We start from the raw sequence: 24,920 nt of genomic DNA, 5'->3' as shown, positions 1-24,920 counted from the left end.
AGGAGCCGACATGCCGCGTACGCTCATAAGAAAGAACCCGAGCAACTTCAAGACCCTGCCGTTATTTGTCGAAGCGACTCCCGAAGGCCTGAGTTATCAAAGCGTCGGGATGCCGCTCAATTTCTCCCAGACCCTGCAACGTCGCCGCCCGGTGACGGTAGCCGACACTCAGCGGTTTTCGCTTGAGCTGGCCAACCTCGGGGTCTCGGTGCGCCTGACCCTGCATTGGCAGAACCGCGATTACTGGGTGTTGGTGCGTCAGCGTCGGCAGGATCGTGGCGATGTGGTGCTCAAACTGATCTCCGGTTACGTGCCGGCCCATGAGCTGAACCTGCCGCTGCACACGGCGATCCAGGAGATTGCCGAAGAGTGCTTGTTGGAAACGCCTGAGGGCTGGCTCGGCGGGCGCTTCAACGACACTTGGCTGCCGGCGCCCTACTCGTCCGCCCTGCATTATCGCGAGGCTTTGCCGTTTCGCCTGACGCCGCTGTCCGGTTCGGCGCGGCCAGTGCGTTGCGCCAAGATGCAGTTGATCGAACGCCCGTGGGCTTACGTGCATTTGCCGACGGCCTCGCTGCAATTGATCTATGACTTGCGCCTGGACGTGCCCAAGGAGGCCAAATCCCTGAGCCTGTTCCATGTCGACGAGCGACTGGAGGGCGATCAACTGGTGGCCCGCCTCGATCGCAAACGCCCCGACTTGTACCTGATGCCACTGCAGGACGGCCAGCCGATGGCCGAACTCTATACCTTGAAAAAGGATCAGCTGTACCCGGCGAGTACTCGCGGGTTGTACCTGGCAGAGAGTTTTGCCCAGCAGGAAGGCTGGCTGGTGAGGGATGAGCGGATTCGCTGGAAGGATTGGGTGCGGCAACAGGGCTTGAGCCCGCCGGGGAAAGATTCAGGTTTGGCGCGGTTGCGTGGGAAGGCGAAGCAATTGCTGAAGAGAATCGTACCGCGTAAAAAAGTCAGTTCTTAAAGCAAAAGATCGCAGCCTCGTTTCACTCGACAGCTCCTACATTGAAATGCGATTTTCTGTAGGAGCTGTCGAGTGAAACGAGGCTGCGATCTTTTATGACTTCACTCGGATTGCCGGATTTTCTCGACAATCGCGGTCGTCGAGCTGTTTGCCACCAGCCCCAGCACTTTCACAGTTCCGCCGTAAGCGGTCACGATGTCCGCGCCGACAACTTGCTCGATCCCGTAGTCCCCGCCCTTGACCAGCACATCCGGCTTGACCTCGCGCAGCAGGTTTTCCGGGGTGCCTTCAGCGAAGCTGATCACCCAATCCACGGCGCCCAGACCTGCCAGTACGGCCATGCGACGGTCGACGCTGTTGATCGGACGCCCCGGCCCTTTCAGGCGGCTGACCGACGCATCGTCGTTGACCGCCACGATCAAGCGATCGCCCTGAGCTCGCGCCTGCTCGAGGTAGGTCACGTGGCCGGCGTGCAAAATGTCGAAGCAGCCGTTGGTGAAGACAATCTTCTCTTTATGCGCACGCGCATCATCGACCGCCAGCAACAGCTGCTCAAGGCCGAGTACACCGCGCTCCGAACCTTCTTCACGCTGGATGGCGCGACGCAGTTCCGGCGCGCTGATGGCCGCCGTACCCAGTTTGCCGACCACGATGCCCGCCGCCAGGTTGGCCAGGGCCACCGCGTGGGGCAGTTCTTCGCCAGCGGCAATGGCGGCCGCCAGGGTGGAAATAACCGTGTCGCCGGCACCGGTCACATCGAACACTTCACGGGCACGGGCTGGCAGGTGCAGCGCCGGATGATCCGGACGCAACAAGGTCATGCCGTGTTCGCCGCGGGTCACCAGCAATGCGCCGAGGTCAAGATCGTGCATCAGCTGCGCGCCCTTGCTCACGAGTTCGTGCTCATCGGCGCAGCCGCCGACGATGGTTTCGAACTCACTGAGGTTCGGGGTGATCAGGCTCGCACCCCGGTAGATCGAGAAATCCTTGCCCTTGGGATCCGCCAGCACCGGAATGCCACGGGCACGTGCCGCCTGGATCAGCACCTGATGGTTTTTCAGCGCGCCTTTGCCGTAGTCGGACAGCACCAGCACTTTGATGCCTTCGAGCAATTCGTCGACTTGCTCGCCCAACGCCAACGCGTCGGTGGTGAAAGGTTCTTCGAAGTCGATACGCAGCAGTTGCTGGTGACGGCTCATGACCCGCAGCTTGACGATGGTCGGCTGATGCGCGATGCGCTGGAACAACGCCCGCACGCCAGCGCCCTTGAGGCTATTGGCCAGGCTGTCGGCGGCTTCATCGTCGCCGGTCACGCCGACCAGCGAGGCCGGGGCGCCGAGGGCGGCAATGTTCAACGCAACGTTGGCGGCACCGCCCGGGCGGTCCTCGATTTGCTCGACCTTGACTACCGGTACCGGCGCCTCAGGGGAAATCCGTGAGGTACCACCATGCCAGTAACGGTCGAGCATGACATCGCCGACCACCAAGACAGGGGCTTGATCGAATCGCGGCATGGACAACTTCATGGAGCAACCCACATACAAAATGAACAGGGGCGCGATATTAACACAGGGTTGGCGTGGGCTTGCGCATGGCATTAATGAGAGGATTTTTTGCGGCCGCCACCCCTCGGTGGCGGCCAGCGGCGGTCAGGCGATACCCGCAGTAACCGGCTCGTCCAGGCCCATCGCATGCAAGCGCGAGTAGTAGCCATTTTGCGCGAGCAATTGAGCGTGGGTGCCGCGCTCGACGATTTCGCCATGATCCATGACCAGGATCAGGTCGGCTTTCTCGATGGTCGACAACCGGTGAGCAATCACCAGCGTGGTGCGACCTTTCATGACCTGATCCAGCGCCGCCTGAATGTGCCGCTCGGACTCGGTATCGAGCGCCGACGTTGCCTCGTCGAGAATCAGCAACGGTGCGTTCTTCAACAAGGCCCGGGCAATCGCCAGGCGCTGGCGCTGGCCACCGGACAGCAACACGCCGTTTTCCCCGACCTGGGTGTCCAGGCCTTGCGGCATCTCCGAGATGAAGTCCATCGCGTAAGCATCCGTGGCGGCCTTTTCAATGTCGGCACGCGGTGCGCCGGCCAGGTCACCGTAGGCGATGTTGTTGGCAATGGTATCGTTGAACAGGGTCACATGCTGCGTCACCTGCGCCACGTGTCGACGCAGATTGCGCAGACGATAGTCTTCGATTTCCACGTCATCGAGCATGATTTCGCCGGTTTCGTGGTGATAGAAACGCGGAATCAGGCTGGCCAGGGTCGACTTGCCGCTACCCGAACGACCGACCAGGGCGATCATTTGCCCAGGTGCCGCCGTGAAGCTGATGTTCTTCAGCACTTCACGCTCGGTTCCTGGATAGGTGAAGCTCAGGTTGCGCACTTCCAGGTGGCCGCTGACGCGATCGCGCTCGACGGTACCCAGGTCAATCTCTGGCTCGACGTCCAGTTGCTCGAAAATGCTCTCGGCACCGGCAACGCCTTTCTGGATTGTCGAGCTGACTTCCGACAGCTGCCGAATCGGCTTGGGCAACAGGCCCGCCGCAGTGATGTAGGCCACCAGGTCACCGGCGGTGGCATCGCCGCGCAGGAACAGCACCAGGAACATCAGCACCGCCATGGCGGTGTAGATCACCAATTGCAGCATGGGCGTGTAGACCGCACCGGTCTTGGTCATGCGCAGTTGCTTGTCGGTGTTGCCCTGGCTGGCTTCAGCGAAACGACGCTCTTCATAGCTCTCGCCGCCGAAGCTGCGCACCACGCGATATCCCTGGATGGTTTCGGAGGCCACGTGAGTCACGTCGCCCATCGCCACCTGGATTTTCTTGCTCTGCTTGCGGAATTTTTTGCTGGTGCTGCTCACCATGATCGCGATGATTGGCAGGATCGCCAACATCACCAGGGTCAGTTTCCAGTTCATCCACAACAGGTAAGCAAACAGGAACACCACGGTCAGGCCTTCACGAATGACCACTTTGATGGCGTCCGTGGCCGCACCGGTGACCATGGTCACGTTGAAGGTGATGCGCGAAATCAGGTGCCCGGAGTTATGGGTGTCGAAATAACGGTTGGGCAATACCAGCAACTTGTTGAACAGCTCGACACGCAAGTCGTGGACCAGCCCCAACGATACTTTGGCCAGGTAGTAGTTACCCAGGAAAGACCCCAGTCCTTGCCAGGCGGCGATCAGGATGATCAGCAACGGCACGGCCATCAGCAACTGCAAGTCTTGCAGATAGGGAACAGTCGGGAAGAGCACCGCTTCGGGGTTGCTCAGGCCATCGACGAAATATTTGAGAATCCCTGCGAGCATGGGCTGCGTCGAGGCAAAGATCACGAAGCCGACGATACTGATGGCAAACATGCCCCAGTACGGGCGCACATACGACAGCAGGCGCAGGTAAATCTTCAAGCTCGACGGCGCAGGCGAATCAGGGCTGGTCATGAGAACCCGTTGTATGAGAAAAGAGCCCGCGAGTGTAACACAGGCCATTTTAGTCGCTGAGCTGCGGTAACATGGCCGGCTATCCATGCCTCACGGCACCCAACCCGGAGTATTGATGCAAGCGCTTGATCACACCCGATATCTCGCCCTGCGCGAGGGAGCACAAGTCCTTGAAGCGGATGGTTCGGGGGACAAGGTTCTGCGGTTGACGGACGGTTCGATACTCAAACTGTTTCGCCGCAAACGCCTGTTGACGTCGGCTGCGTGGTACCCGTACGCCAAACGCTTTGCCGACAACTGTGATGCGTTGCGTGAACGGCACATCCCCTGCCCGTCGATTCGTCAGGTTTACCGTATTGCGAGTATCGAGCGCGATGCCGTGCACTACGATCCACTACCGGGCCAGACCCTGCGTCAGCTGCTGGACACCCAGGGCAATGCCGATCCGTTACGCGGTCAATTGGGGGTCTTCATGGCCACTTTGCATGAGCGGGGGATTTATTTTCGCTCGGCGCACCTGGGCAACATCGTGCTCACACCTGAACATCAGTTGGGCCTGATCGACATTGCCGACATGCGGGTGTATCGCCGTCCGTTGCGCAAGACTCTGCGATTGCGCAACTTCAAGCATATGGTGCGTTACCCACAAGATCGGCAATGGCTGCTCGACGGTCACGGCGAAGTCTTCATGCAGCATTATGGCCAGACCCAGAGCATCTGCTCTCCGGAGGAGCTGAGCGTCGCCCTGCAAAAATGATCTGACTGCCTTCGCCTCCGGGGAGGAGGCGAAGGCCAGGCATTACGCCAGCGCGGGTTGTCGCGCCTTCAGCACGCGAGAGAGGATCATCGCGGCGGGCAGCAGCACCAGCGGCCACAACTCGTCAGGGTTACCGATCAGCAAACTGCCATCGAAATTCAGCATCACCAGCGCACACGCCAGGTACATACCCCACGCGTCGCGCAGACGCCAGGCCTGCCAAAGGCTTACGACCATCAGCGCTACGAACAACGCCAGCGCAACCCCGCCGCTGTACAGCCCCAGCGCTACGAAAATGTTGTGCGGATGCTGAATCGGCATCCAGCCATCGAGTACCTGGGCGGTGTGAAAGTTGATGCCGCAGCCCAGTGCCCAGCCGCAGTGGCGCCACTCGCCGACCATGATCTGGAAGATTTCGATACGGTACGAATCGCCTCGATTCCAGAGGGACTGGTACCAGGCTTCGTTGTGCACCGCCAGGAACAGCAGGCCTAAAACAACCGCGCCAATCGCCACCGCAGTGCCAACCAGCCGCGGCTTGAGATAAATGCCATAAAGCAACCAGATGCCAAACAGGAACACAGCCCCCACAAACGCAGTACGCGTCTGCAGGACGAAGGCTACCGCGAACACCGACAAAACGATGGCCAGGCCACCTTCGATATACTTTCGTTCCCTGAGCCAGATTGGCAGCGCCAGCGCCAACGAACAGAACAGCCAAATGCTGGCGTAGATGACGTTCTCCAAGCGTGCCGGAAGTATCGCCACCCGGCCGCCGACGGCGAATTCACCGGTTACCCAACCGTAGAGCGCGCTGCTGAAAATGTACAACGTCAGGATCCAGAACTGAGCGCGAATGAACGCCGCACTGCGGAAGAACTGCGGATCGGTAAGGGCGCCGGCCACCATGACGAACATCAGTACATAGAAGACGTGTTTGTAGAATTGCATCTGCCCTGCAATCGTCGCAGGCACCAGAAACCACAGAATGAACGCCAGCCAGCCCCATGCCAGTGGCTCCTTGAGCAAGCCCGCACCGCGTTCCTTGATCAGGAAAACCAGGCCCGGCAATGCCATCAGGACGTAGAACAGGTTATTGGTCCACTTCGACGACCAGCCCACCACAAAGCTCAAAAGAAACAGACAGAGCACCGTTCCGAAATACACCATGGTGTTCTTTCCTGGCTTCATGCCGCTAAATTCCATGGAGCACCCAACCCATTGCCAGACCCAAGATAAGAGCTGCGATCAGCTTCAGCCGATCGAGACGTTTACGCCGTAACTTGTTCTCCCGCTCCTTCGGAACCACCACATGCTCTCCGAAGCCGGTGTGCAATACCGCGTCGTTTTCCAGAATCAATGCATAGCGGTTTTCGCCAGCGTACAGACGCGACAGGTCTTTCTCCCCGGAGAATCCGGAATACGGTGCATGCATCAAGTAATCCGCACGACGGCGCAGCCCTGGATTAAAGGAAAAACCTTGCCACTCGGCTTTTTGCGAGCCCAGTACGTAGAAAGGAATGCCATGGCTGACTTTGCGCTCGTTCAGGAACACGTAAGGACTGTGAACCATCAGGTCATGATTGAAGCTGCGCAGCCACACCTGCAGTGCCTGCGGATCTTCCTCCAGCAGGCATTGGGACTCTTCGATGAACCCTTCGCGATAGAAGTCCCAGTCGTCTTCACAGTGGAAAATCCACGATGTCTGCACCTGAGCATAAGCGGCATCGATGGATCGCAACTGCCCCAGGCGTGGCTTGTTGATGAAGAACTGGGTATGCGCCCTCCAGTGCTCCGGAATACAGGCCTCTACGGCGCTGTCGCCGGAGTCCTCTGTAATGAACACTTTACGAATGGGAGCCGTGTTGAACCGGTCAAACGTCTCGAGGGTACGCTTCAACAGATCGAAGCGACCGCAACTAGTGATTACTACCGAAATGTCGCTAGTCTCGCTGAACAGCATTTATTTGCACCGCACCATTGGTTGTTTAATCGCCCGGCTTCACAGCCCCAGCGACAAGCGTAATTTTTCTTTCCAGCCCAGCGGAACATGCTCGCGCAGCGGCGCACGCAGGGCGTCGACAATCGCATGTCCTACAGCCCGGAACGTGTAATGCTGCTCTACCAAAGCCTGTCCGGCCAATGAAATGGTCTCGGTCAGCTGTGGGGACTCGCGCAACACGGCCAGTTTTTCCCTGAGTTCGTCACGGGTTCGATAGAGCACGATGTTGTGCATATCGACAAACCCCAGCGCGCGATTCTCTGCTTCCCCTTGATCGTAAGCAAACAGCACACAACCACAGGCCATGGCCTCGAAATTCTTGATCATGTATTCGCCCATGCCGACGTCGGCACTCACGAAGTAACGGATCCGGCTCAACGTCTCGCAGTATTCCTCACCCGACTTGGTGCGGGTGATCAGCAGATTCTCCACTTCAGCCACGGACTCGAGCATGGCCTTGCGTCCGGCATACGCCACGCTGTTGAGACTGCCGACAAAACCCAACTCGATATCTCGTTCACGCTGGCAGTTTTGCAACAGTGCCTGATCGTAACCCTTGGGCACGAAATGCGCGTCAAACCCTTCCTCACGCAAGCGCTGGCTGACCATGAAACCCGAGCTGATCACCCGCGCCCAAGGCAGCTTGCGGTAATGGGCGCTGAACTTGCCGGTGTACTTGCACGGGATGTAATTCTGGTACGCATCGTGTTCCAGAATAACCAGATTGGGCAGGGTCTGGATGAACCTCACCTGTCTGATTTCTTTTTTGAAACGCAGGAAAAAAACAATCCGGTCGTAGCGCGTCACATCGACATGCTTGCGAAAATATCCACGCAAGTCGTCCTGCTCCGCGCTGGTCAGCTCGCGCTTGTCGCAGTCGCAGTGCTCGGCGATACCGTCATACAGTCGATCGAGGATCGCTCGCTGTTCTTTCTGCACCAGAAACAGAACTTTCAATTGGTCTCTCTCTTTCCAGACAGCTCTTGGACCCAGAATAATTCGTGGCGTCGCACCGCTTTACGGAAGAACTCGTTTTCGCCGAAAGCCGGCCAGTGTCGGGCCGCCAGACAACGTTGGATCGCCCGGCGAAGTAGACGCTTGAGGGGAAGTCGGGGCTGAAGGTCGTGCATCATGCCCAACGACATAGCCTTGTGCCACTGCTTTTCGGCCGACAGACAAAGCGCCCAGGGCCGCAACGGTTCGTGATTATTGATCTGTGGCGGCAGTGTCACACCGGTCCCGGCATCACCCATGGGCCAGCGATCGTTGTCGTGTAGATGATTGGCGTAATGCAATAAGGTTTCGGGCTGCCAGGCTGTACCGTTCAGTGCCTGCATCACCGCCTGCTGTGAGCATAGATGGTCTGGGTGCGGGTCGAAACGCGGATGTGGCAAAACGATGACCTGAGGCTGGATACGCTCGATCAACTCACTCAGGTCGGCCAGCAGATTGTTCCAGGACGGTATGCCATCGGCGTCACTGCCCAGGGCAAACGGATTGAACCGTCGAAAATATCGGGTATCACCAAGTTGTGCCTCACGGGACACCACGGCCTCGGTCGGCGTGCTTTGCATGGCGGGCAATTGCAGACAGAAATACCCCAACTGAATGCAGCGTTCCTGAGGTACACCGCCCCACAGCGGCACGCTGAGACTGTCCCAGGCGCGAAGCGAGCCTTTCAACCGGGACGCTTCGACGCCATTGAGCCCCATCTGCTGATAGTGCCCGGCCTCGATTTCACCGGCGGTCAAGGTCACGATCCAGCTTTGACTGGCGCTGCTGTACAACCCGAAGGCGGCCAACTCGGCATCGTCGGCGTGGGGCGCGATCACCATCACCCGTTGACGGCTGTAATCCGGATGCTCGAACGCCCTGAGCACCGGCTCACCCAGCAGTCGGCAGAAACACCCGCGCAGGCGTAACTCACCTTGCGACAGAACCCGCGCCTGACCACTGAGGTTGAGGTAACGCAGGCCGTTCACACCACGCTCGAAGGTTTGTCGGTCCGGGTTATCCCCCCCCGACAACTCGACCACGGGATCGATAAAGCGTCCCAGCCAAGTGCTTTTTATCCGCAGCGCCAAGACCAGAGTGGCGTCGTCGACCAGCATGACACCTTCGTCAAGGCGCAAACGCTCACCGTCAAGGTGAACCTTGGGCTGCTGGGTGTACGGTGGAAAACTGTACTGATAATCGTCTTTGGGCGAATAAAACAAATGGTCGGCAAACCATGCCTCGTGGGCAATCCAGCCCAGAACCGCGAGCACCAACGGCAGCCACCAGGCCACCAGCACACCCATGGCAATCAATAGCACCAGCGCGATGAGCAGACCAATGCGTTTGTTGCGTCGATGGCGCTTGAGCAATTGCTGTTTGCGGTTCATGGGCTGGCTCATACGGTGAACACCGGCACAGGATTGCACCAGCGATCCTTGTACTCACGGTCGGCGCGACCGAAAGAAAACCGCAACGGTTTGTCCAACGCCCGGGCATGCTCCCAGGCGCTTTGCGTATTGAGAAAACTCAGCACGCTGCCCGGACTGAATTCTCGGGTTTCGGGATCGACGCCGCCATTGATGTACTCGACGCTGATCCACTGCGGTGTCTCGACACGGTAGACCAGTTGAATCGCTATCGGCGCATCGTTGAGAAAAATCACCGAGCCGATCAGCAAATCACGCAGCAACTCGATGACCTCAGCCATGCGCTCGGCCCCCGTCGCCGGGAAGCCCCAGCGACGCTGGAACAGGTCGCAATAGATCGCCGCCAGTTCACTGCTGGAAAACTCCGCGACCGGCCGAACCACTCCGCCCGCTTCTTCCAGCAATCGCAATTCACGGCGCTGGTTGTAGCGAAACTTCTTCGACAGTTCTTCGGGAGTGCGGGCCATCGCCAGCTGTTCAGCCTGCAACTTGATGCCGGTGAAGCGGCCTTCATTCAGCACCGACAGGTAGCGTCCACGATGACGCAACGGCGCTTGTGCATCGGCAGCGGCCGGCAGGATGAACTCGGCATTACCGAGGTCGAACAGACCTTTTTTACCGCAGCGTTTGAGCACATCCTTGGACAAGGCAAGGTCGCGGCCCCAGGTCGGGATCGCCGCTTTGACTTCACCGTTTTGCTCCCAGGCCAGGTAGCGCACAGGAATGTCGGCCAACTGCGCAAGCCGCTCGACCACCATGGGATGAGTGGCGACGCTGCCGCCATATCGTTGCCAGGCTTCAGCATATGTCGAGGCGTCGACTACCGCCCAGCCACGTTCGCGCCAGCCTTGAAATCGGTTGAGCATCAGCCCCTCGGTGCCAGTTCGGTAACGTGCGGCAAACGCCAGAAAGCATCGCGCACCGCGCGGTCGGAGAAGCGCTCACGCAAGCGATCGAGCATCAGCTCGGCACACTGGTGACGTTGCTGCTCGTCCATCGCGGCCAGATGTTGCAGCCCTTGAGCCAAGTGTTCGGCATCGCCCAGCGGGAACAGAATACCGACGCCCTCGACCACTTCTTTCGCCCCGCCACACGCCGTGGCGAGCAAGGGCACGCCGGCAGCCATGGCCTCCAGCAGCACCATGCCGAACGGTTCGTGATCGGAACTCAGGGCAAACACATCGAAGGCACGGAAATAACGTCGGGCTTCAGGCACCTGACCGAGGAACAGCACGCGGTCGCCGATACCCAACTCACGGGCCAGGGCCTTGAGGTCCTGTTCCAGTCGACCGGCACCGAGCATCACCAGTTGGCTGCTGGCCGGCAAACCCGGCAATGCCGCGGCAAAACCGTGCAGCAGCGTGGTCTGATCCTTGTCCGGATGCAGCCGTCCGACATTGCCGACAACCCAGGCATCCGGCGCCAGGCCGAGGGTTTCCCGGGCCTCGCGAACCGACACCTGGCTGTCCTGCAAGGTCTGCACATCGATACGGTTATAGAGCGTCTGAATCCGCGCCGCCGGCCACTTCGGCAGGCAATGGCGCATGTCGTCGCGCACGGCATCGGAAACCCCGAGCAGGCTCAGGCGCTTGCGGAAAATATTCGCGAAGAGTTTGCGTGTGCCGCGCTTGTAATCGTCAAACGCGTGATGCACGCCAATCACCGGCAACGAGGTGCCGAGCAAGGCGATATAAATAGGTTTGAAACGGTGAGCGATGCAAAAACTGAAATTGCGCGAGGCGGCGATCTTGCGCAGATCGCCGATGGCGCCCAGCTTCAGGCCACGAATGGCCTTGGAGCTGTATTCCATGAACAGCACTTCGTCGGAAGCGCAGCCCGCGGCGACTTCGGCATCGGCAGCCCCGGTCAAAAACACCGTGGTCACTCGATAACCGGTCCCCGCGAACAGGCTGGCGTACTGCCGGGCGCAGTCCAGAAACGGCCCGTCATAGCCGTGACAGAACTGCAGCACATGGCGTTCAGCCGAGCGTGTCATATGCGTCCGCGCCCTCTTTGACCACCAGGATGTCTTCCATGATCAGATACTGTAGATCGGAACCGAAGAACATGTTCAGGGCATCCGTCGGCGAGCAGATCATCGGTTCGCCACGACGGTTGAGCGAGGTGTTCAGCGACACACCATTGCCGGTCAGCACTTCCAGCGCCTTCATCATGTCGTAGTAGCGCGGGTTGTATTCGCGCTTGAGCACCTGGGCCCGGGACGTACCGTCTTCATGGACGACTTCAGGCACGCGGGTCTTCCACTCTTCCGCCACTTCGAAGGTGAAGGTCATGAACGGCGCCGGGTGATCGATCTTGATCATCTGCGGTGCAACGGTGTCGAGCATCGACGGGCAGAAAGGCCTCCAGCGCTCGCGGAACTTGATCTGGTGGTTGATGCGGTCAGCCACGCCCGTCGCACTCGGGCAACCAATGATCGAACGACCGCCCAAGGCGCGCGGACCGAATTCCATGCGGCCCTGGAACCAGGCCACCGGGTTGCCATCGACCATGATTTTGGCGATGTTTTCCGGCATGTTCTCAAGCTTGCGCCATACCGGCTTGCTCGGGTGACGGGCGCATGCAGCGAGGACGTCTTCGTTGGTGTACGACGGACCGAGGTAGACGTGTTCCATCTTCTCGACCGGCACACCACGGGCGTGGGACACATAGGCCGCCGCGCCGACCGCGGTGCCGGCATCGCCGGACGCAGGCTGCACGAACAGCTCTTTGACGTCATCGCGGGCGATGATTTTCTGGTTCAGCTTGACGTTCAACGCACAGCCACCGGCGAAGGCCAGCTTGCCGGTTTCCTTGAGTACGTCGCCCAGGTAGTGGTCGATCATCTGCAGCGAGATTTTTTCGAACAGCGCTTGCATGCTCGCGGCGTAGTGGATGTACGGCTCGTCGGCGATATCGCCTTCGCGCTTCGGACCCAGCCACTCGATCAGCTTTGGCGAGAAGTAGAAACCCTTGCCCTTCTCTTTATAACGACGCAGGCCGATGACGTTGGCGTAGTCGGTGTTGATCACCAGCTCGCCGTTCTCGAACGAAGCCAGGCGCGAGAAATCGTATTTGCTGGCATCGCCGTACGGCGCCATGCCCATGACCTTGAACTCACCGTCGAGCATCTCGAAACCGAGGAACTCGGTGATCGCGCCGTACAGGCCGCCGAGGGAGTCCGGATCGAAGAATTCCTTGATCTTGTGGATCTTGCCGTTTTCGCCGTAACCGAAAAAGGTCGTGGCGTACTCACCCTTGCCGTCGATCCCGAGGATCGCGGTTTTCTCTTTGAAACCGGAGCAGTGGTAAGCGCTGGAGGCGTGAGCCAGGTGATGCTCGACCGGTTCGATCTTGATTTTCTTCGGATCGAAACCCAATTGCTCGAGGCACCAGACAATCTTGTTGCGATAGCGTTTGTAGCGACGGTTACCCATCAGGATCGCATCGAGCGCGCGGTCCGGGGCGTACCAGTAACGCTTGGCGTAATGCCAGCGAGCCTTGCCGAACAGGCTGATCGGCGCGAACGGAATCGCTACCACATCAACGTCGGATGGCTTGATGCCGGCCTGCTCGAGGCAGAACTTCGCCGACTCGTAAGGCATGCGGTTCTTTGCATGTTTATCGCGCACAAAGCGCTCTTCCTCAGCCGCCGCGACCAGCTTGCCGTCGATGTACAAGGCTGCGGAAGGATCATGGCTAAGGGCGCCGGACAGGCCAAGAATCGTCAATGCCACAGGGGTCTAGCCTCTTTAGTCTGCATGCAGGCGCAAGGCGCCTCAAAGATTAATGTGCCCTCGCAAAGGGCGAGTGGCAGCTAAAGGGCGGGATTATAGCGTAAACATGGCGGGAATGACCCAGCGCATATTGCCCCGTAAAGATGATCCGGGCGAAAGCAGGCGGCACTGCTCATCCGCGGCCTGACCTCCAGTAAATACTGATATTGCCGTCGATAGCTTGGCGGTAAACCGTATAGGGCAGGAGGACGGTGTCGAAAACACCCGACAGGGTGAAATCCACCAATACAAACGGCAAAAGAATACCCGTGGGATCAGGCGCTGCGTTTAATACGCAAAAGTCGTAGGCCAGACCGCTGTAGATGCGCGGGATGGATTGACAGTAGGTCTTTTGCTTTCTAAGGCTACGAGCCGCATCCTCGTCATCCTGCAGTACCGTAACAGCGGTCCCGCAGCCTGATAAAACCAGTGCAAAAGTGCTCAGTAACACCGTCATTTTCATCGTCAAAATCTGCCCTCCGTGAACGTCAGGCAAACTAGCATCGCGGCTATTCAGGGCACAGTTCACGGCATCCCTGTTTCGCGTAGGACAATTCATAAGAATCTGTCCCTTAATCTCGAGTGGCTGTTCTGGCCCCATCGCGAGCCTGCTCGCGAAGGGATTCAGGCAGCGCTAGAGATATCTTTGGGTACGCGCTGATCAATGACCCGATACAGCGCACTGCTCTCAGGCCAGTTACGCATGAACCTTGCCCGATCCCGCGCATAGGCCGGGGCGAAGCTGCTGAGCGAGGCATGCTGACACATCGAATCCAGATCAATCAGCGCCCAGCGATCGTGCTGCCAGAACAGGTTATGCCCCTTGAAATCCCCGTGACTGATCCGCTCGCCAATCAGCTCGGCAAACAAATGATCCAGCGCCAGCAATTCGGCTTCCGGTGCCTCACCGTTTTCAACATAAGGCGCAAACCGCTCGATGATGTCCGGTCCCGGCAAATACTCGGTCACCAGATAAGCCCGACTGCGCAACCAGAGAAAACGCTTCTCCAGCAACGCCAACGGCTTGGGCGTGGCGATGCCGAGAAACGCCAGGCGATTGCCTTCACGCCAGGAATGCCAGGCACGGCTCGGACGCCAGAAGCGTTTGAGCCAGTGGGCAAAACCTTTGATGTTGTAGCGCTTGATCACCAGCGTACGACCAGCCACCTCGACCTTGCCGACGCTCGCCGCGCCGCCGGTCTTGTACAGATGGCCCTGATCGAGCAACGCATCGGCCTGCGCCAGCACCGGCAGCATCGCCGCTTCTTCCTCGCGGCGAATCGCCCGCAAGCCGAACGCTCCGCGCTGGACACTGAACAGCGTGCATTCGCGGCCGACCTTGATCAGGAAGTCCTTCAGACGCCAGGTGCGAACCTTGTTGATCTGCTTCTGCAACGCTTCCATCGGTAAGGCATGCTCGCCGTTGCTCAACAGGTAATACACCAGCAACTCTTCGGTGTAGGGCTCCAGCGATTTGGGCAACTGGGCGAAAAACACGCCGAGGTTTTCCAGGACTTTCTGCCGCGAGAGCGGCTGGCCTGGCGTCTCCGTGCGGATTCCGGCACCGTCGATCAAATACAGCCGACCGCCCTGGCGCAGCAGGTTGTCCAGGTGCAGGTCTTCCTGCCACAGGCCCTTGCGGTGCAATTGACCAATCGCACCCAGCGCATCGGCCAATACCACCGATTGCTCATCCGCCAGCATCGGCAAGTGTTCGACCTGTTTCCAGGCATCCCCAAGGCTGTCGGCGCCTTCAAGGAAATCAAACAGCAGCCAACCACCCTCGCCGTCCTTCAGGCCATCAGCCAGCAGCAGCGGCGTGGTCAATCCCTGAGCCGCCAGCAACCGCACGCCGTCCAGCTCACGCTGAAAATGCCGCGCCGCTTTGCTGCCGACCAGCAACTTGGCCAGCACCGGCCGCCCACGCCAGACGCCGGCACCGACATAACGCTGCCCCGGCAATACCCGCAACAAACTCAGCAACTGCAGCTCGGCAGGGCCGGCGGCATCGGCCAACGGAATGTTCAGCGGCAGGCTCGGGCTGCGGCCAGCGTTTTTTAGTTCGGACAAACGCATCAGCGCGCCTCCTTATGACTGCGCCGCGCGGTCAGTCGCGCCAGCCAGCTGTCGATCAGCGAACTGTCTTGCGATTGATCCAGATAGGCGACCAGCAGCTCGCGCAACTGCGCTTCGCTCCACTCAGGCGCCCGACGCAGCAACGGCTCCAGGTCTTTGGCCCGATCACGCAGACCAAACAGCAACGGCCGGGTCTTTTCCAGGTCGATCAGTTGGGCCAGGTAACCGTCGCCGGTGGCCTGGAGAAAAATGTGCTTGGGGTAGAAGCAACCGTGAACCTGACGCGCGCCGTGCAGGCGCCGAGCCAGTTGTCCACAGGCCTTCAGAATGGCCGAATGCTGCGCCGAACTCAGGTCTGACCAGCGCCGCAACAGCGAATCCAGGTCATCCCAACCGTCCAGGGCTCGGGTCAGCAGAATCGCCCGGACTTCGCCATCGATTTTGCGCTCACCGAAAAACGCCGCTTTCAACGCTGGAATTCCGAATCGCTCATAGCGACTGATATTGCGAAATTCACGGGCAAAGCTCGGTTCGCCAAAAGGCGCATGCAAGGTGCGCATCTGGTAGTTGCTCTGGCGTTTGAGGTAGTAGCCATGACCTTCCAGATCCAGCCGAAACACGCTGCTCCAGCCACCGCGAGCGGTGTTGGGCTCGTCCACAGCGTCGAGCTGCTTGGCCCAGAGTGCGTCGAAGGTGCCGAGGCCGTGACGCTCAAGCAGCGCACGGTCTTCAGCGGCCAGAAAATCAGTCATTCGCGTCCCTCGAAAAATCTAATCACGTGCCGGATCCGTTTTTTATCGGCGGCATTCAGCCGATCACACTGGCGGTATTGCAGGTAAAAGCGCAGGCGCTGGGTAGCCGACAAGTGATACTTGGCGACCTTGTCCAGGCACGCCAGGTCCTTGGTGATCCGGTACTTGAGCCAGAAGCCGCGCCAGAAATCGCCATTGGGGCAGTCGATCAAAAACAGCCGGGGCTCGTTGTCGATCAGCAGGTTGCGCCACTTCAAATCGTTATGGGTGAAGCGGTGGTCGTGCATGGTCCGGGTATAACCCGCCAGCTGCCGGCTGACATTGTCGACCCAGGCGCGGTCCGCCAGCTTAGGGTCATGCCGCTCGGCCAGGGCCGACAAGTCTTCGGTATGCGGCAGTTCACGGGTGATCATCGCCCCGCGATCGTACGCCGCGCCGCGACGCTCCAGCCCCCAGGCCACCACTTCGGCGGTGGGAATGCCCCACTTGGCGAAGCGCTTGAGGTTCTGCCACTCGGCCTTCACCCGGGGTTTACCCAGGTAACGGCGCAGACCTTTGCCGGCACCTACGTAGCGTTTGACGTAATAGTTGACGCCATTGCGCTGGACGCGAATGACCTCGGACAACGGGTCGCGGGTCAAGCGCTCGCCCTGAAGCGAAAACACAGCCTCAAGACTGCCGAAATCTTCTGCCAGATCGCTGTACGCAGGCTCCAGTGTCCAACCCGCCATCAGAGCGCATCCCCGTATCGCTGTTTACGGTCGTAGAGTTTGTTGGCCTTGCCTTCGAGCCAGGCGAGCAACCCGGCTTCCTCGCCCAGGATCTGGCGCAGGGGCCGCTGGAAATAGCTCTTGAGGAAACGCAATTTGTCGCGACGGGTCAGGCCAATGTCCAGTGCCGAAAAATACAGCGCCGCCAGGTCCTTGTTGCGCCAGCGTTGGGTAATCGTCGGACGGGTCTGGGCACGGTGCAGGTCGATCACCGAGAGTTTGAAATCGTCGGCCGTCACCGGTTTGTCGGTGTGCAGCAGAAAGTGGCAGATGTAGCAGTCGCGATGGTTGACCCCGGCGCGGTGCATCATGCCGGTCATGCGCGCGACTTCGGCAATCAGCGCGCGCTTGAGTCTTGGCTCGGGCGGGTGCTTGACCCAGTCGATGCTGAAGTCTTCGAGGCTGACAGTGGGCGCCAGCTCTTCGGTGACGATGAACGAATGCTGGTCCGCCGGGTTGCTGCCCTTCTCGCCATAAGCCACGGCGGTCATGGTCGGCACGCCGACTTCTTGCAGGCGCTGGATAGCCTTCCATTCCTGGCCGGCACCGAGCACCGGCAACTTGGCAGTGAGCAGGTTCTTGAAGATCTCGCCCCAGCCGATGCCACGGTGGATTTTCACGAAAAACCCGTTGCCGTCAACGACGGTACGCAGGGTCCGGCGCGCTTCCAGTTCGCGGTACACCTCGCCCTGGAGGCCCTCGACTTCAGCGAACGGGTCGCGTCCAGCCCAGAGGCTCTTGAACGGTTCAGCCAGCATCAACTTCATTAAGCGTGCTCCGCCAGAATCACATCGGCCGCGTGCTGCGGCATGCTGTAGAGGTCGGCCGTCTCCGCGAAGGCCAGACCGTTGCGGCTCCAGGCCGCCCGTGCTTGAGCGTCGTTCAACATGCCGATCAGGTACTGAGTCAGTTGCACCTGATCGAAAGGCTCGTCCAGCACCAGACCGGCGTCGGCCTCGGCGATGTAATGGGCGTAACCACACACCGCACTCACCAGCACCGGCAACCCGGCCACCAGGGCTTCGAGCAACACAGTCCCGGTATTTTCGTTGTACGCCGGGTGAATCAACAGATCGGCGCCGAGCAGAAAACGCGGGATGTCGCTGCGACCCTTGAGGAACGTCACGTTATCGCCGAGCCCCAGTGTGGCGCTCTGCATCTGGAACAATTTGGGGTCGTCCTGGCCAATTACAAACAGCCGGGTGCGTTTCTTCAGATCGGCGGGCAATGCAGCCAGCGCCTTGAGGCTGCGATCCACGCCTTTGGTCTTGAACCCGGAGCCGATTTGCACCAGCAGCAGATCATCGTCTTTCAGGTTGAATTCGCGACGGAATTCGGCACGGATCTCGGCGGCATTGGCCGGCGCACGACGGTCCTGAGAGATACCCGGCGGCAGCAAATGGAAGCGCTCAAGCGGCGTGTCGTAATGCTTGATGAACAGCGGCTGCTGGACTTCGGAAATCATCAGCACTTCGGTCTTGGCATCCTTGGCGAACACGGCGCGCTCGTACTCGGCGAAGTGCCGGTAGCGGCCCCAGCGACGGTACAGCGAGTTACGCAGGTTCTGCGCCTTGTCTTCGAAGCAGCCGTCGGCGGCGTAGTAGACGTCCAGGCCCGGCATCTTGTTGAAACCGATCAGGCGGTCCACCGGACGCTTGGCCAGATCGGCCTCCATCCATTCGGTGAGCTTTTCGTTGCGTCGATGGTTGAAGAACGCTTTGACCGGTGCCACCAACACTTCGAAGCCCGGTGGAATGTCGCCTTCCCAGATCAGCGTGTAGACCCGAATCTGATGGCCGCGCTGCTGACATTCCAGGGCAATGCGCATGAAGTCGCGCTGCAAGCCCCCGAATGGAAAGTATTTGTACAAGACGAATGCCAATTGCATCAGCGCAGCTCCTCAGCCAGTAACAACGTGCTCAGTCGGGTCGCGACACGCTCGGGATTCAGACGCGTGAAGCACAGGGGCCACTCGCGTTTAAGGTCAAACTGACGGGCATCTTCGGCCGTCGGTTGATACGTACATTTCTTTTGCATACACGGCGCACAGGGGAAATCGCTGGCGATGTGAATCTGCGCTTTACCGTAGGCACCGGTCAGGCCCGGGTTGGTCGGGCCGAACAGCGACAACGTCGGCACGTCCAGCGCAGCGGCGAGGTGACCGAGACCGGTGTCCACCGCCACGCAGGCTTGCGCGCCGGCCAGCACTTTGCCGACACCCGCCAGATTCAGCTTGGGCAGCACTTCGACGTGCCTCATGTCTTTGGCGATGCGCTCGGCCCGGGCTTTCTCGATCGGGTTACCCCACGGCAGCTTCACCGCGACACCGAGATAGCCGACGCGCTCGGCCAACTCGCGCCAGTAGGCTTCAGGCCAGTGCTTGGTGTCCCACGTGGTGCCGTGCAGGAACACCACGTAAGGATTCTTGCGCGGCAATTCCACCAGTCGCTCGACGTTCAGGCCGTAATCGCCCAAGCCTTTTGGCAGGTCGTAACCCAGGGCCACGGCGAACAACTGACGCACCCGCTCCACCGCGTGTTGCCCACGGGCCACGGCCAGACGCCGGGAATAGAAGCGTGCGGCAATCGGCTCGCGGGCCGAGTTTTTATCCAGCCCGGCCACCGGGGCTTTGGCGTATCGGGTCAGCAACGCACTTTTCAGCAGGCCCTGGGCATCGATCACCAAATCATATTTGTTGGCGCGAACGCTTTGCTTGAAGCGCTTCCACTCGCCACTCTTGATGGTCTGCCAGATGTTTTTGCGCCAGCGACGGATCGCCACCGGAATCACCTTGCCCACGGCCGGGTGCCAGGTCGGGATTTCGGCGAAGCCTTCTTCCACCACCCAATCGAACTGGATGCCGGGGATCGCCCGTGCCGCGTCGGTCAGCGCCGGCAACGCGTGAATCACGTCGCCTAGCGAAGAAGTCTTGATCAGCAGTACCCGCAAACTATTTGACCTCGACCACAGTGCCCTGCAAACGTTGCAAGGCTTCGTTCACCGCTTGCGGCATGAGCTGGCGCAGGCAGTTGTAATGACCGAAACGGCACGTGCGATCGAAGCAGGGGCTGCATTCGATGCCCAGGCGCACGATCTCGACGTGCTCGGCCAGTGGCGGTGTGAAACCCGGCGACGTCGAGCCGTAGACTGCCACCAACGGGCGATTCAGCGCAGCGGCGACGTGCATCAGGCCGGAGTCGTTGGACACCACCGCGTCGGCGCAAGACATCAGGTCGATGGCTTCGGCCAGGGAGGTGCCGCCGCTGAGGTTCACCGACTCTTCACGCAGACCGGGAATCAGCCGCGAGCGGATGTCTTCGCCGACGGCGTGATCGTTTTTCGAACCGAACAGCCAGACTTGCCAGCCTTCGCGGATCTTCGCTTCGGCAACCTTGGCATAGTGCTCCGACGGCCAGCGCTTGGACTCGCCAAACTCGGCACCGGGGCACAGCGCCAACACCGGGCGGTCGAGAGCCAGGCCGAACTTGGCCATTGCCGCTTCGCGAGTGACCGGGTCAATCTGCAGGCTCGGCCGTGGATAAGGTGTCGGCAGCTCGGCACCCGGCTCGTAAGCCAGGGCCATGAAGCGCTCGATCATCAGCGGGTAACGTTCTTTATCCAGCGTGCGCACGTCATTGAGCAGGCCGTAGCGGAATTCGCCACGCCAGCCGGTGCGTTTAGGGATGCCGGCGAAGAACGGCACCAATGCCGACTTCAGGGAATTGGGCAGCAGGATCGCCTGATCGTACTGGCCGGCCAGGGATTTGCCGATGCGCCGACGCGTCGCCAGCTCCAAAGCACCGTGACCGAGCGGAAAGCTCAAGGCCTGGCGTACTTCGGGCATGCGCTCAAGAATCGGCCGGCTCCACTCGGGGGCCAGCACGTCGATTTCGCATTGCGGGTGGCGCTGCTTGAGACACTGAAACAGTGTCTGCGCCATCACCATGTCACCGACCCAACTGGGCCCAACGATCAGAATTTTCATGTGGTTTCCATAAACGAGCCGGGGAGGCATACGCCTCCCCGCCTCGAGAATCACTGCGGGAGCAGGGCTGCTTGCGATGGGTCATCACCTTCAACATTATTGTCGACTGTCATTCCGCTATCGCGAGCAAGCTCGCTCCCACATGGGTATTGGTGCACATCCAGTGCGGTGCAGCTTAGCTACTTCAATCTACCAAACACCACAAATCTACTGTGGGAGCGAGCTTGCTCGCGATGAGGGCATCACATCCAACATCGATGGTGACTGTCAGGCCGCTATCGCGAGCAAGCTCGCTCCCACAGGGGTGTTCAGTGCTGCCACTATCCGGGTTCAGCTTAATCCCAGCTCCCGCCAGATCCGCACTACCTGCCGCCGTTCGTCCACGAACTGGTCGCCCGGTATCACCCCGGCGTCCTTCTGCAAGGCCTGCCGGTGAGCGGCTGAACGGTAGGCTTTATAGGCCTCGCGCAACAGGCTGGCGTCTTCGGCGGGCATCAGCCCTTCCTCCTCCAACCCTTCCAGAATGCGGATATTGTCAGTCCAGCGCAGCAATGGCGGGTGCGATTCGGACCACGCCAGGGCCGCGTATTGCACCATAAATTCAATATCGACGATACCTCCGGCGTCCTGCTTGAGATCGAATGGCGCCGTGGCCTCGAAGGCATTTGCCCCGGTGCCCGCCGCGGTGCTCTTGCTGCCAAGGTTATCGCGCATTTTGGCGCGCATCTCGCTGACCTCCTGGCGCAAGGTCGCCAGGTCCCGCGGCTTGCCCAATACCTCCGCGCGGACTTTCTCGAACGCACGGCCGACGTCCGGACTGCCCACCAACACCCGCGCCCGCACCAACGCCTGATGCTCCCAGGTCCAGGCTTCGTTTTCCTGATACCGGGCAAACGCCCCGAGCGAACTCACCAGCAACCCCGACGCGCCGGACGGCCGCAGACGCATGTCCACTTCATACAGCTGACCGGAGTTGGTCTGGGCCGTGAGCAAGTGAATGATCCGCTGCCCCAGCCGAGTAAAGAATTGCGCGCCGTCGATAGGCTTCGGCCCGTCGGTTTCCGCCTGCGGGTCGCCATCGTGGATGAACACCAGGTCCAGGTCCGAACCATGCCCCAGTTCCAGACCGCCGACTTTCCCGTAACCGACAATGATGAAGCCGGGATCGCACAAGGTGCCGTCGGTACGCAGCGGCGTACCGTATTTGGCCACGGTCTGGCGCCAGGCGAGGGCCAGCACTTGTTCCAGGATCGCTTCGGCGAGCCACGTCAGGTAATCACTGACCTTCATCAACGGCAGGCTGCCGGCGATTTCCGAAGCGGCGACCCGCAAGCGGTGCGCCAGTTTGAAATGCCGCAGGGCTTCCATTTGCTGTTCGAGGTCGTCTTCGGGAATCCGCGTCAAACGCTCGCGCAACTCGGCGGCCAGTTCCGGCGCCAGTGGCGGTTTGAACAGCCGACCTTCGTTGAGCAATTCGTCGAGCAGCAGCGGGAAGCGAGTGATCTGTTCGGCGATCCACGGGCTCGCGGCGCACAAGGTCAACAAACGTCGCAGCGCGCCGGGATTCTCGGTCAGCAACACCAGATACGCGGAACGACGGGCCACGGCTTCCACCAGCGGCAATACTCTTTCCAGCACCAGATCCGGATTGGCGTGCTCCACGGCCTGAGCCAGCAACCGCGGAATAAAGGCATCAAGGCGCTCACGTCCCAAGCGTTGCATCGCCCGCAACTGCGGGCTGCTGCGCAAACCGGCCAACGCTTTCAGGGCTTTGGTGGCATCAGCGAAACCGCCCTCTTCCAACTGACGGCAAGCGGCCTCTTCATCCTGAGCCTCTTCCCACAACGGCAGCCATTCGCCGCCGACCACCACTTCGCTTTCGGTGCCTTCCTCTTCGTCGGGGTCGGCAATCACCTGACCGAAGTGCCACGCCACGCGACCGCGCCAATACATAAGCTGTTCGTGGAAAGCGGTCCAATCGGCGAAGCCCAACATAAAGGCGATGCGCGACTGATCCTGAGCGCCGTCCGGGAGCATCTGGGTCTGGCGGTCGGCGATAGCCTGGATCGCGTGCTCGGTGTACCGCAGGAATTCGTAACCTTCGCGCAGTTCACTAATCACCGCCGGCGGCAGGTAACCCTGACCTTCCAGCGTGCTCAGTACTTTTAATAGAGGACGTTGCTGCAAGCTCAGGTCGCGGCCGCCGTGGATCAGCTGGAATGCCTGGGCGATAAATTCGACTTCACGAATGCCACCGGAGCCGAGCTTGATGTTGTCGGCCATGCCCTTGCGCCGGACTTCCTGCTGAATCAGCTGCTTCATGGTGCGCAGCGCTTCGATCGCCGAGAAGTCGAGGTAACGCCGGTAAACGAACGGCCGCAGCATGTCTTGCAATTGCGCGCCGGCCACTTGATCGCCGGCCACCACCCGCGACTTGATCATCGCGTAGCGTTCCCAGTCACGCCCCTGATCCTGGTAATACTGCTCCAGCGCGTTGAAGCTCAGCACCAATGCGCCGGCCGAACCGTAAGGCCGCAGGCGCATGTCGACGCGGAATACAAAACCGTCGACGGTCATCGGGTCCAGGGCCTTGATCAGGCGCTGACCGAGACGAATGAAGAACTCCTGGTTATCCAGCGAGCGTTTGACGCCGACGGTTTCGCCGCCCTCGGGGTAGGCGAAGATCAGGTCGATGTCCGACGACAGATTGAGCTCCACCGCGCCGAGCTTGCCCATGCCGAGAATGACCATTTGCTGCGGCTCACCGCTGCGCCGACCGGTCGGCACGCCGAACTGCTGACAATGCCGTGAGTACAACCACTGATAGGCCTGATCGATGCTGGCATCGGCCATGTTCGAGAGGTCGCGACAGGTCTGGGTCAGATCGCACTGACGCGTCAGGTCGCGCCAGATGATCCGCACTTGATGACGGGTACGTTGACGACGCAGGGCGCGACCGAGCCCATCGTCGGTTTCCGCTGCATTCACCGCTGCCGCAATCTGTGCGCACAGCTCGCCGGGCGCAAAACTTCGGTCCAGCTCACCGGACTGCACCAGCTCCAGCAACATCAGTGGGTCGCGCACACTCTGTTCAATCACGAAGTCGCTGGCAGCGGTGACGCGGGCGAATTGCGCCCAGCGTTCAGGCGTCCAGCCGGCCAGGCCATGGTCGTCGGGAAGCACCGCGACGGCCGCACGGAACGACTGCTCGGCGCGGGTGACAAACGGCAGGAGGATGCCAGGCAGTTCGGCAAGCGAAGGGAGGCTCATGGTCTATCCTTGATCGGCGTGTAGAGGGCTGCATGTAGTGATTCGCGAGAATGCACTACCTGATCGACTGTCGAACAAAGGTTAGAAATAGCTGAAATTTCTTTATTTTTGGCAGACAGCATCAAGCTTTCACCTTTTCTGGTTGGCAAAAGACCAACCTTAACGATTATTCTCACAACGCAGCTGGAGGCCACAAGCCGCTCATCTGTAGTTTTACTACTCGTATATACATTCGAAAGGCTGAAATGCCCGATGATTTGTAGTAAAACTACACGCCGCCGGAACAACCTCTCGGCAATCCAAGAATTTATATCGTCTGCCCACAAGGCCAGTCGCAAACTCAGGCAACCGATTCTGGAAGCCTTTCCGCCCTGGAGCAAGCCATGCAAGACCTCGATCCCGTCGAAACCCAGGAATGGCTGGACGCCCTGGAATCGGTTCTCGACAAAGAAGGCGAAGACCGCGCTCACTATCTGATGACCCGTATGGGCGAACTCGCAACCCGTAGCGGTTCGCAATTGCCTTACGCCATTACCACGCCATACCGCAACACGATCCCCGTTACCCACGAAGCACGCATGCCTGGCGACCTGTTCATGGAACGCCGCATTCGCTCGTTGGTACGCTGGAACGCGATGGCCATGGTGATGCGTGCGTTCCTGACAGATTCTGTCGTGG

Annotated in this window: 20 protein-coding genes and 1 pseudogene; 3 read left to right on the top strand and 18 right to left on the bottom strand. The window is 60.0% G+C overall.

Annotation, left to right across the window (positions count from 1 at the left end; genetic code table 11):
* Window positions 1-10 precede the first annotated feature (10 nt).
* Complete coding sequence (locus ACIQU2_RS24275; protein WP_347802538.1) at window positions 11-979, top strand: metal ABC transporter ATPase; 969 nt, start codon at window positions 11-13, stop codon at window positions 977-979.
* A gap of 101 nt (window positions 980-1,080) precedes the next feature.
* Here the strand turns inward: ACIQU2_RS24275 and hldE are convergent, their stop codons facing one another.
* Window positions 1,081-2,505 (bottom strand): bifunctional D-glycero-beta-D-manno-heptose-7-phosphate kinase/D-glycero-beta-D-manno-heptose 1-phosphate adenylyltransferase HldE, encoded by a 1,425-nt coding sequence (gene hldE / locus ACIQU2_RS24270; protein WP_347802537.1) that lies wholly within the window; start codon window positions 2,503-2,505, stop codon window positions 1,081-1,083.
* Between the two features lie 123 nt (window positions 2,506-2,628).
* Window positions 2,629-4,431, bottom strand: coding sequence for a lipid A export permease/ATP-binding protein MsbA (msbA, locus tag ACIQU2_RS24265; RefSeq protein WP_403144441.1), 1,803 nt, complete (start codon window positions 4,429-4,431; stop codon window positions 2,629-2,631).
* Window positions 4,432-4,546: 115 nt separating this feature from the next.
* On the opposite strand from msbA, the gene ACIQU2_RS24260 reads away from it, so the two are divergent.
* Entirely contained in the window at window positions 4,547-5,188 is a 642-nt protein-coding gene (locus ACIQU2_RS24260; protein ID WP_403144438.1) for a toluene tolerance protein, read from the top strand.
* Window positions 5,189-5,230: 42 nt separating this feature from the next.
* Here ACIQU2_RS24260 and ACIQU2_RS24255 read toward each other — a convergent pair whose 3' ends face one another.
* The 16 genes from ACIQU2_RS24255 to glnE form a co-directional block, all read right to left on the bottom strand.
* Window positions 5,231-6,379, bottom strand: coding sequence for an O-antigen ligase domain-containing protein (locus ACIQU2_RS24255; protein WP_403144436.1), 1,149 nt, complete (start codon window positions 6,377-6,379; stop codon window positions 5,231-5,233).
* Between the two features lie 4 nt (window positions 6,380-6,383).
* Window positions 6,384-7,151, bottom strand: a complete 768-nt coding sequence (locus ACIQU2_RS24250) for a glycosyltransferase family A protein (protein WP_403144433.1) — start codon at window positions 7,149-7,151, stop codon at window positions 6,384-6,386.
* Window positions 7,152-7,190: 39 nt separating this feature from the next.
* A complete protein-coding gene (locus tag ACIQU2_RS24245; protein WP_403144430.1) occupies window positions 7,191-8,147 on the bottom strand; it encodes a glycosyltransferase in 957 nt (318 codons plus the stop codon).
* Window positions 8,144-9,574, bottom strand: coding sequence for a PIG-L deacetylase family protein (locus ACIQU2_RS24240; protein WP_403144427.1), 1,431 nt, complete (start codon window positions 9,572-9,574; stop codon window positions 8,144-8,146). Before ACIQU2_RS24240 ends, ACIQU2_RS24245 begins: the two co-directional genes overlap by 4 nt.
* A gap of 8 nt (window positions 9,575-9,582) precedes the next feature.
* Window positions 9,583-10,479, bottom strand: coding sequence for an antimicrobial resistance protein Mig-14 (locus ACIQU2_RS24235; RefSeq protein WP_347802530.1), 897 nt, complete (start codon window positions 10,477-10,479; stop codon window positions 9,583-9,585).
* Window positions 10,479-11,609 carry a glycosyltransferase gene (locus tag ACIQU2_RS24230; RefSeq protein ID WP_347802529.1) on the bottom strand — a complete coding sequence of 377 codons (1,131 nt, stop codon included), beginning with the start codon at window positions 11,607-11,609 and terminating at the stop codon, window positions 10,479-10,481. Before ACIQU2_RS24230 ends, ACIQU2_RS24235 begins: the two co-directional genes overlap by 1 nt.
* A complete protein-coding gene (locus ACIQU2_RS24225) occupies window positions 11,593-13,350 on the bottom strand; it encodes a carbamoyltransferase (RefSeq protein ID WP_008146248.1) in 1,758 nt (585 codons plus the stop codon). Before ACIQU2_RS24225 ends, ACIQU2_RS24230 begins: the two co-directional genes overlap by 17 nt.
* Before the next feature lie 172 nt (window positions 13,351-13,522).
* Entirely contained in the window at window positions 13,523-13,858 is a 336-nt protein-coding gene (locus ACIQU2_RS24220) for a YceK/YidQ family lipoprotein (RefSeq protein ID WP_347802528.1), read from the bottom strand.
* Between the two features lie 155 nt (window positions 13,859-14,013).
* The gene (locus tag ACIQU2_RS24215) at window positions 14,014-15,465 is read right to left on the bottom strand and encodes a lipopolysaccharide kinase InaA family protein (protein WP_403144423.1); all 1,452 of its coding nucleotides are present in this window, start codon (window positions 15,463-15,465) and stop codon (window positions 14,014-14,016) included.
* Window positions 15,465-16,217 (bottom strand): lipopolysaccharide kinase InaA family protein, encoded by a 753-nt coding sequence (locus ACIQU2_RS24210; protein ID WP_403144420.1) that lies wholly within the window; start codon window positions 16,215-16,217, stop codon window positions 15,465-15,467. The genes ACIQU2_RS24215 and ACIQU2_RS24210 overlap by 1 nt, the downstream gene beginning before the upstream one ends.
* Window positions 16,214-16,948, bottom strand: coding sequence for a lipopolysaccharide kinase InaA family protein (locus ACIQU2_RS24205; RefSeq protein WP_347802525.1), 735 nt, complete (start codon window positions 16,946-16,948; stop codon window positions 16,214-16,216). Before ACIQU2_RS24205 ends, ACIQU2_RS24210 begins: the two co-directional genes overlap by 4 nt.
* Window positions 16,948-17,754, bottom strand: coding sequence for a lipopolysaccharide core heptose(I) kinase RfaP (gene rfaP, locus ACIQU2_RS24200; RefSeq protein WP_403144417.1), 807 nt, complete (start codon window positions 17,752-17,754; stop codon window positions 16,948-16,950). The genes ACIQU2_RS24205 and rfaP overlap by 1 nt, the downstream gene beginning before the upstream one ends.
* Entirely contained in the window at window positions 17,754-18,875 is a 1,122-nt protein-coding gene (locus ACIQU2_RS24195) for a glycosyltransferase family 4 protein (RefSeq protein ID WP_403144415.1), read from the bottom strand. Before ACIQU2_RS24195 ends, rfaP begins: the two co-directional genes overlap by 1 nt.
* Window positions 18,875-19,936: a lipopolysaccharide heptosyltransferase RfaC gene (gene rfaC, locus ACIQU2_RS24190; RefSeq protein WP_140677125.1), complete on the bottom strand. Its 1,062-nt coding sequence runs from the start codon at window positions 19,934-19,936 to the stop codon at window positions 18,875-18,877. Before rfaC ends, ACIQU2_RS24195 begins: the two co-directional genes overlap by 1 nt.
* A 1-nt stretch (window position 19,937) precedes the next feature.
* The gene (waaF, locus tag ACIQU2_RS24185; RefSeq protein ID WP_129439087.1) at window positions 19,938-20,972 is read right to left on the bottom strand and encodes a lipopolysaccharide heptosyltransferase II; all 1,035 of its coding nucleotides are present in this window, start codon (window positions 20,970-20,972) and stop codon (window positions 19,938-19,940) included.
* A 330-nt stretch (window positions 20,973-21,302) separates the two neighbouring features.
* Window positions 21,303-24,242, bottom strand: coding sequence for a bifunctional [glutamate--ammonia ligase]-adenylyl-L-tyrosine phosphorylase/[glutamate--ammonia-ligase] adenylyltransferase (gene glnE / locus ACIQU2_RS24180; RefSeq protein ID WP_403144411.1), 2,940 nt, complete (start codon window positions 24,240-24,242; stop codon window positions 21,303-21,305).
* A gap of 383 nt (window positions 24,243-24,625) precedes the next feature.
* Between glnE and ACIQU2_RS24175 the strand changes: the two are divergent.
* Window positions 24,626-24,920, top strand: a pseudogene (locus ACIQU2_RS24175) (pyruvate dehydrogenase (acetyl-transferring), homodimeric type); the annotation flags it as partial.

Source organism: Pseudomonas sp. NPDC098740, from assembly GCF_044760065.1.
GTDB lineage: Bacteria > Pseudomonadota > Gammaproteobacteria > Pseudomonadales > Pseudomonadaceae > Aquipseudomonas > Aquipseudomonas rossensis.
Note: the sequence above shows the minus strand (reverse complement) of the source record. Positions and strands in the feature narration are given on the sequence as shown.

Bases quoted from the DNA above. Each gene is read 5' to 3' on its own strand.
- ACIQU2_RS24240 (WP_403144427.1), bottom strand. From the start codon at position 9,574: ATGAACCGCAAACAGCAATTGCTCAAGCGCCATCGACGCAACAAACGC.
- ACIQU2_RS24195 (WP_403144415.1), bottom strand. From the start codon at position 18,875: ATGCAATTGGCATTCGTCTTGTACAAATACTTTCCATTCGGGGGCTTG.
- ACIQU2_RS24250 (WP_403144433.1), bottom strand. From the start codon at position 7,151: ATGCTGTTCAGCGAGACTAGCGACATTTCGGTAGTAATCACTAGTTGC.
- hldE (WP_347802537.1), bottom strand. From the start codon at position 2,505: ATGAAGTTGTCCATGCCGCGATTCGATCAAGCCCCTGTCTTGGTGGTC.
- glnE (WP_403144411.1), bottom strand. From the start codon at position 24,242: ATGAGCCTCCCTTCGCTTGCCGAACTGCCTGGCATCCTCCTGCCGTTT.
- ACIQU2_RS24255 (WP_403144436.1), bottom strand. From the start codon at position 6,379: ATGAAGCCAGGAAAGAACACCATGGTGTATTTCGGAACGGTGCTCTGT.
- ACIQU2_RS24235 (WP_347802530.1), bottom strand. From the start codon at position 10,479: ATGCTCAACCGATTTCAAGGCTGGCGCGAACGTGGCTGGGCGGTAGTC.
- ACIQU2_RS24230 (WP_347802529.1), bottom strand. From the start codon at position 11,609: ATGACACGCTCGGCTGAACGCCATGTGCTGCAGTTCTGTCACGGCTAT.
- ACIQU2_RS24275 (WP_347802538.1), top strand. From the start codon at position 11: ATGCCGCGTACGCTCATAAGAAAGAACCCGAGCAACTTCAAGACCCTG.
- ACIQU2_RS24205 (WP_347802525.1), bottom strand. From the start codon at position 16,948: ATGGCGGGTTGGACACTGGAGCCTGCGTACAGCGATCTGGCAGAAGAT.
- ACIQU2_RS24210 (WP_403144420.1), bottom strand. From the start codon at position 16,217: ATGACTGATTTTCTGGCCGCTGAAGACCGTGCGCTGCTTGAGCGTCAC.
- msbA (WP_403144441.1), bottom strand. From the start codon at position 4,431: ATGACCAGCCCTGATTCGCCTGCGCCGTCGAGCTTGAAGATTTACCTG.
- rfaP (WP_403144417.1), bottom strand. From the start codon at position 17,754: ATGAAGTTGATGCTGGCTGAACCGTTCAAGAGCCTCTGGGCTGGACGC.
- ACIQU2_RS24260 (WP_403144438.1), top strand. From the start codon at position 4,547: ATGCAAGCGCTTGATCACACCCGATATCTCGCCCTGCGCGAGGGAGCA.
- ACIQU2_RS24215 (WP_403144423.1), bottom strand. From the start codon at position 15,465: ATGCGTTTGTCCGAACTAAAAAACGCTGGCCGCAGCCCGAGCCTGCCG.
- waaF (WP_129439087.1), bottom strand. From the start codon at position 20,972: ATGAAAATTCTGATCGTTGGGCCCAGTTGGGTCGGTGACATGGTGATG.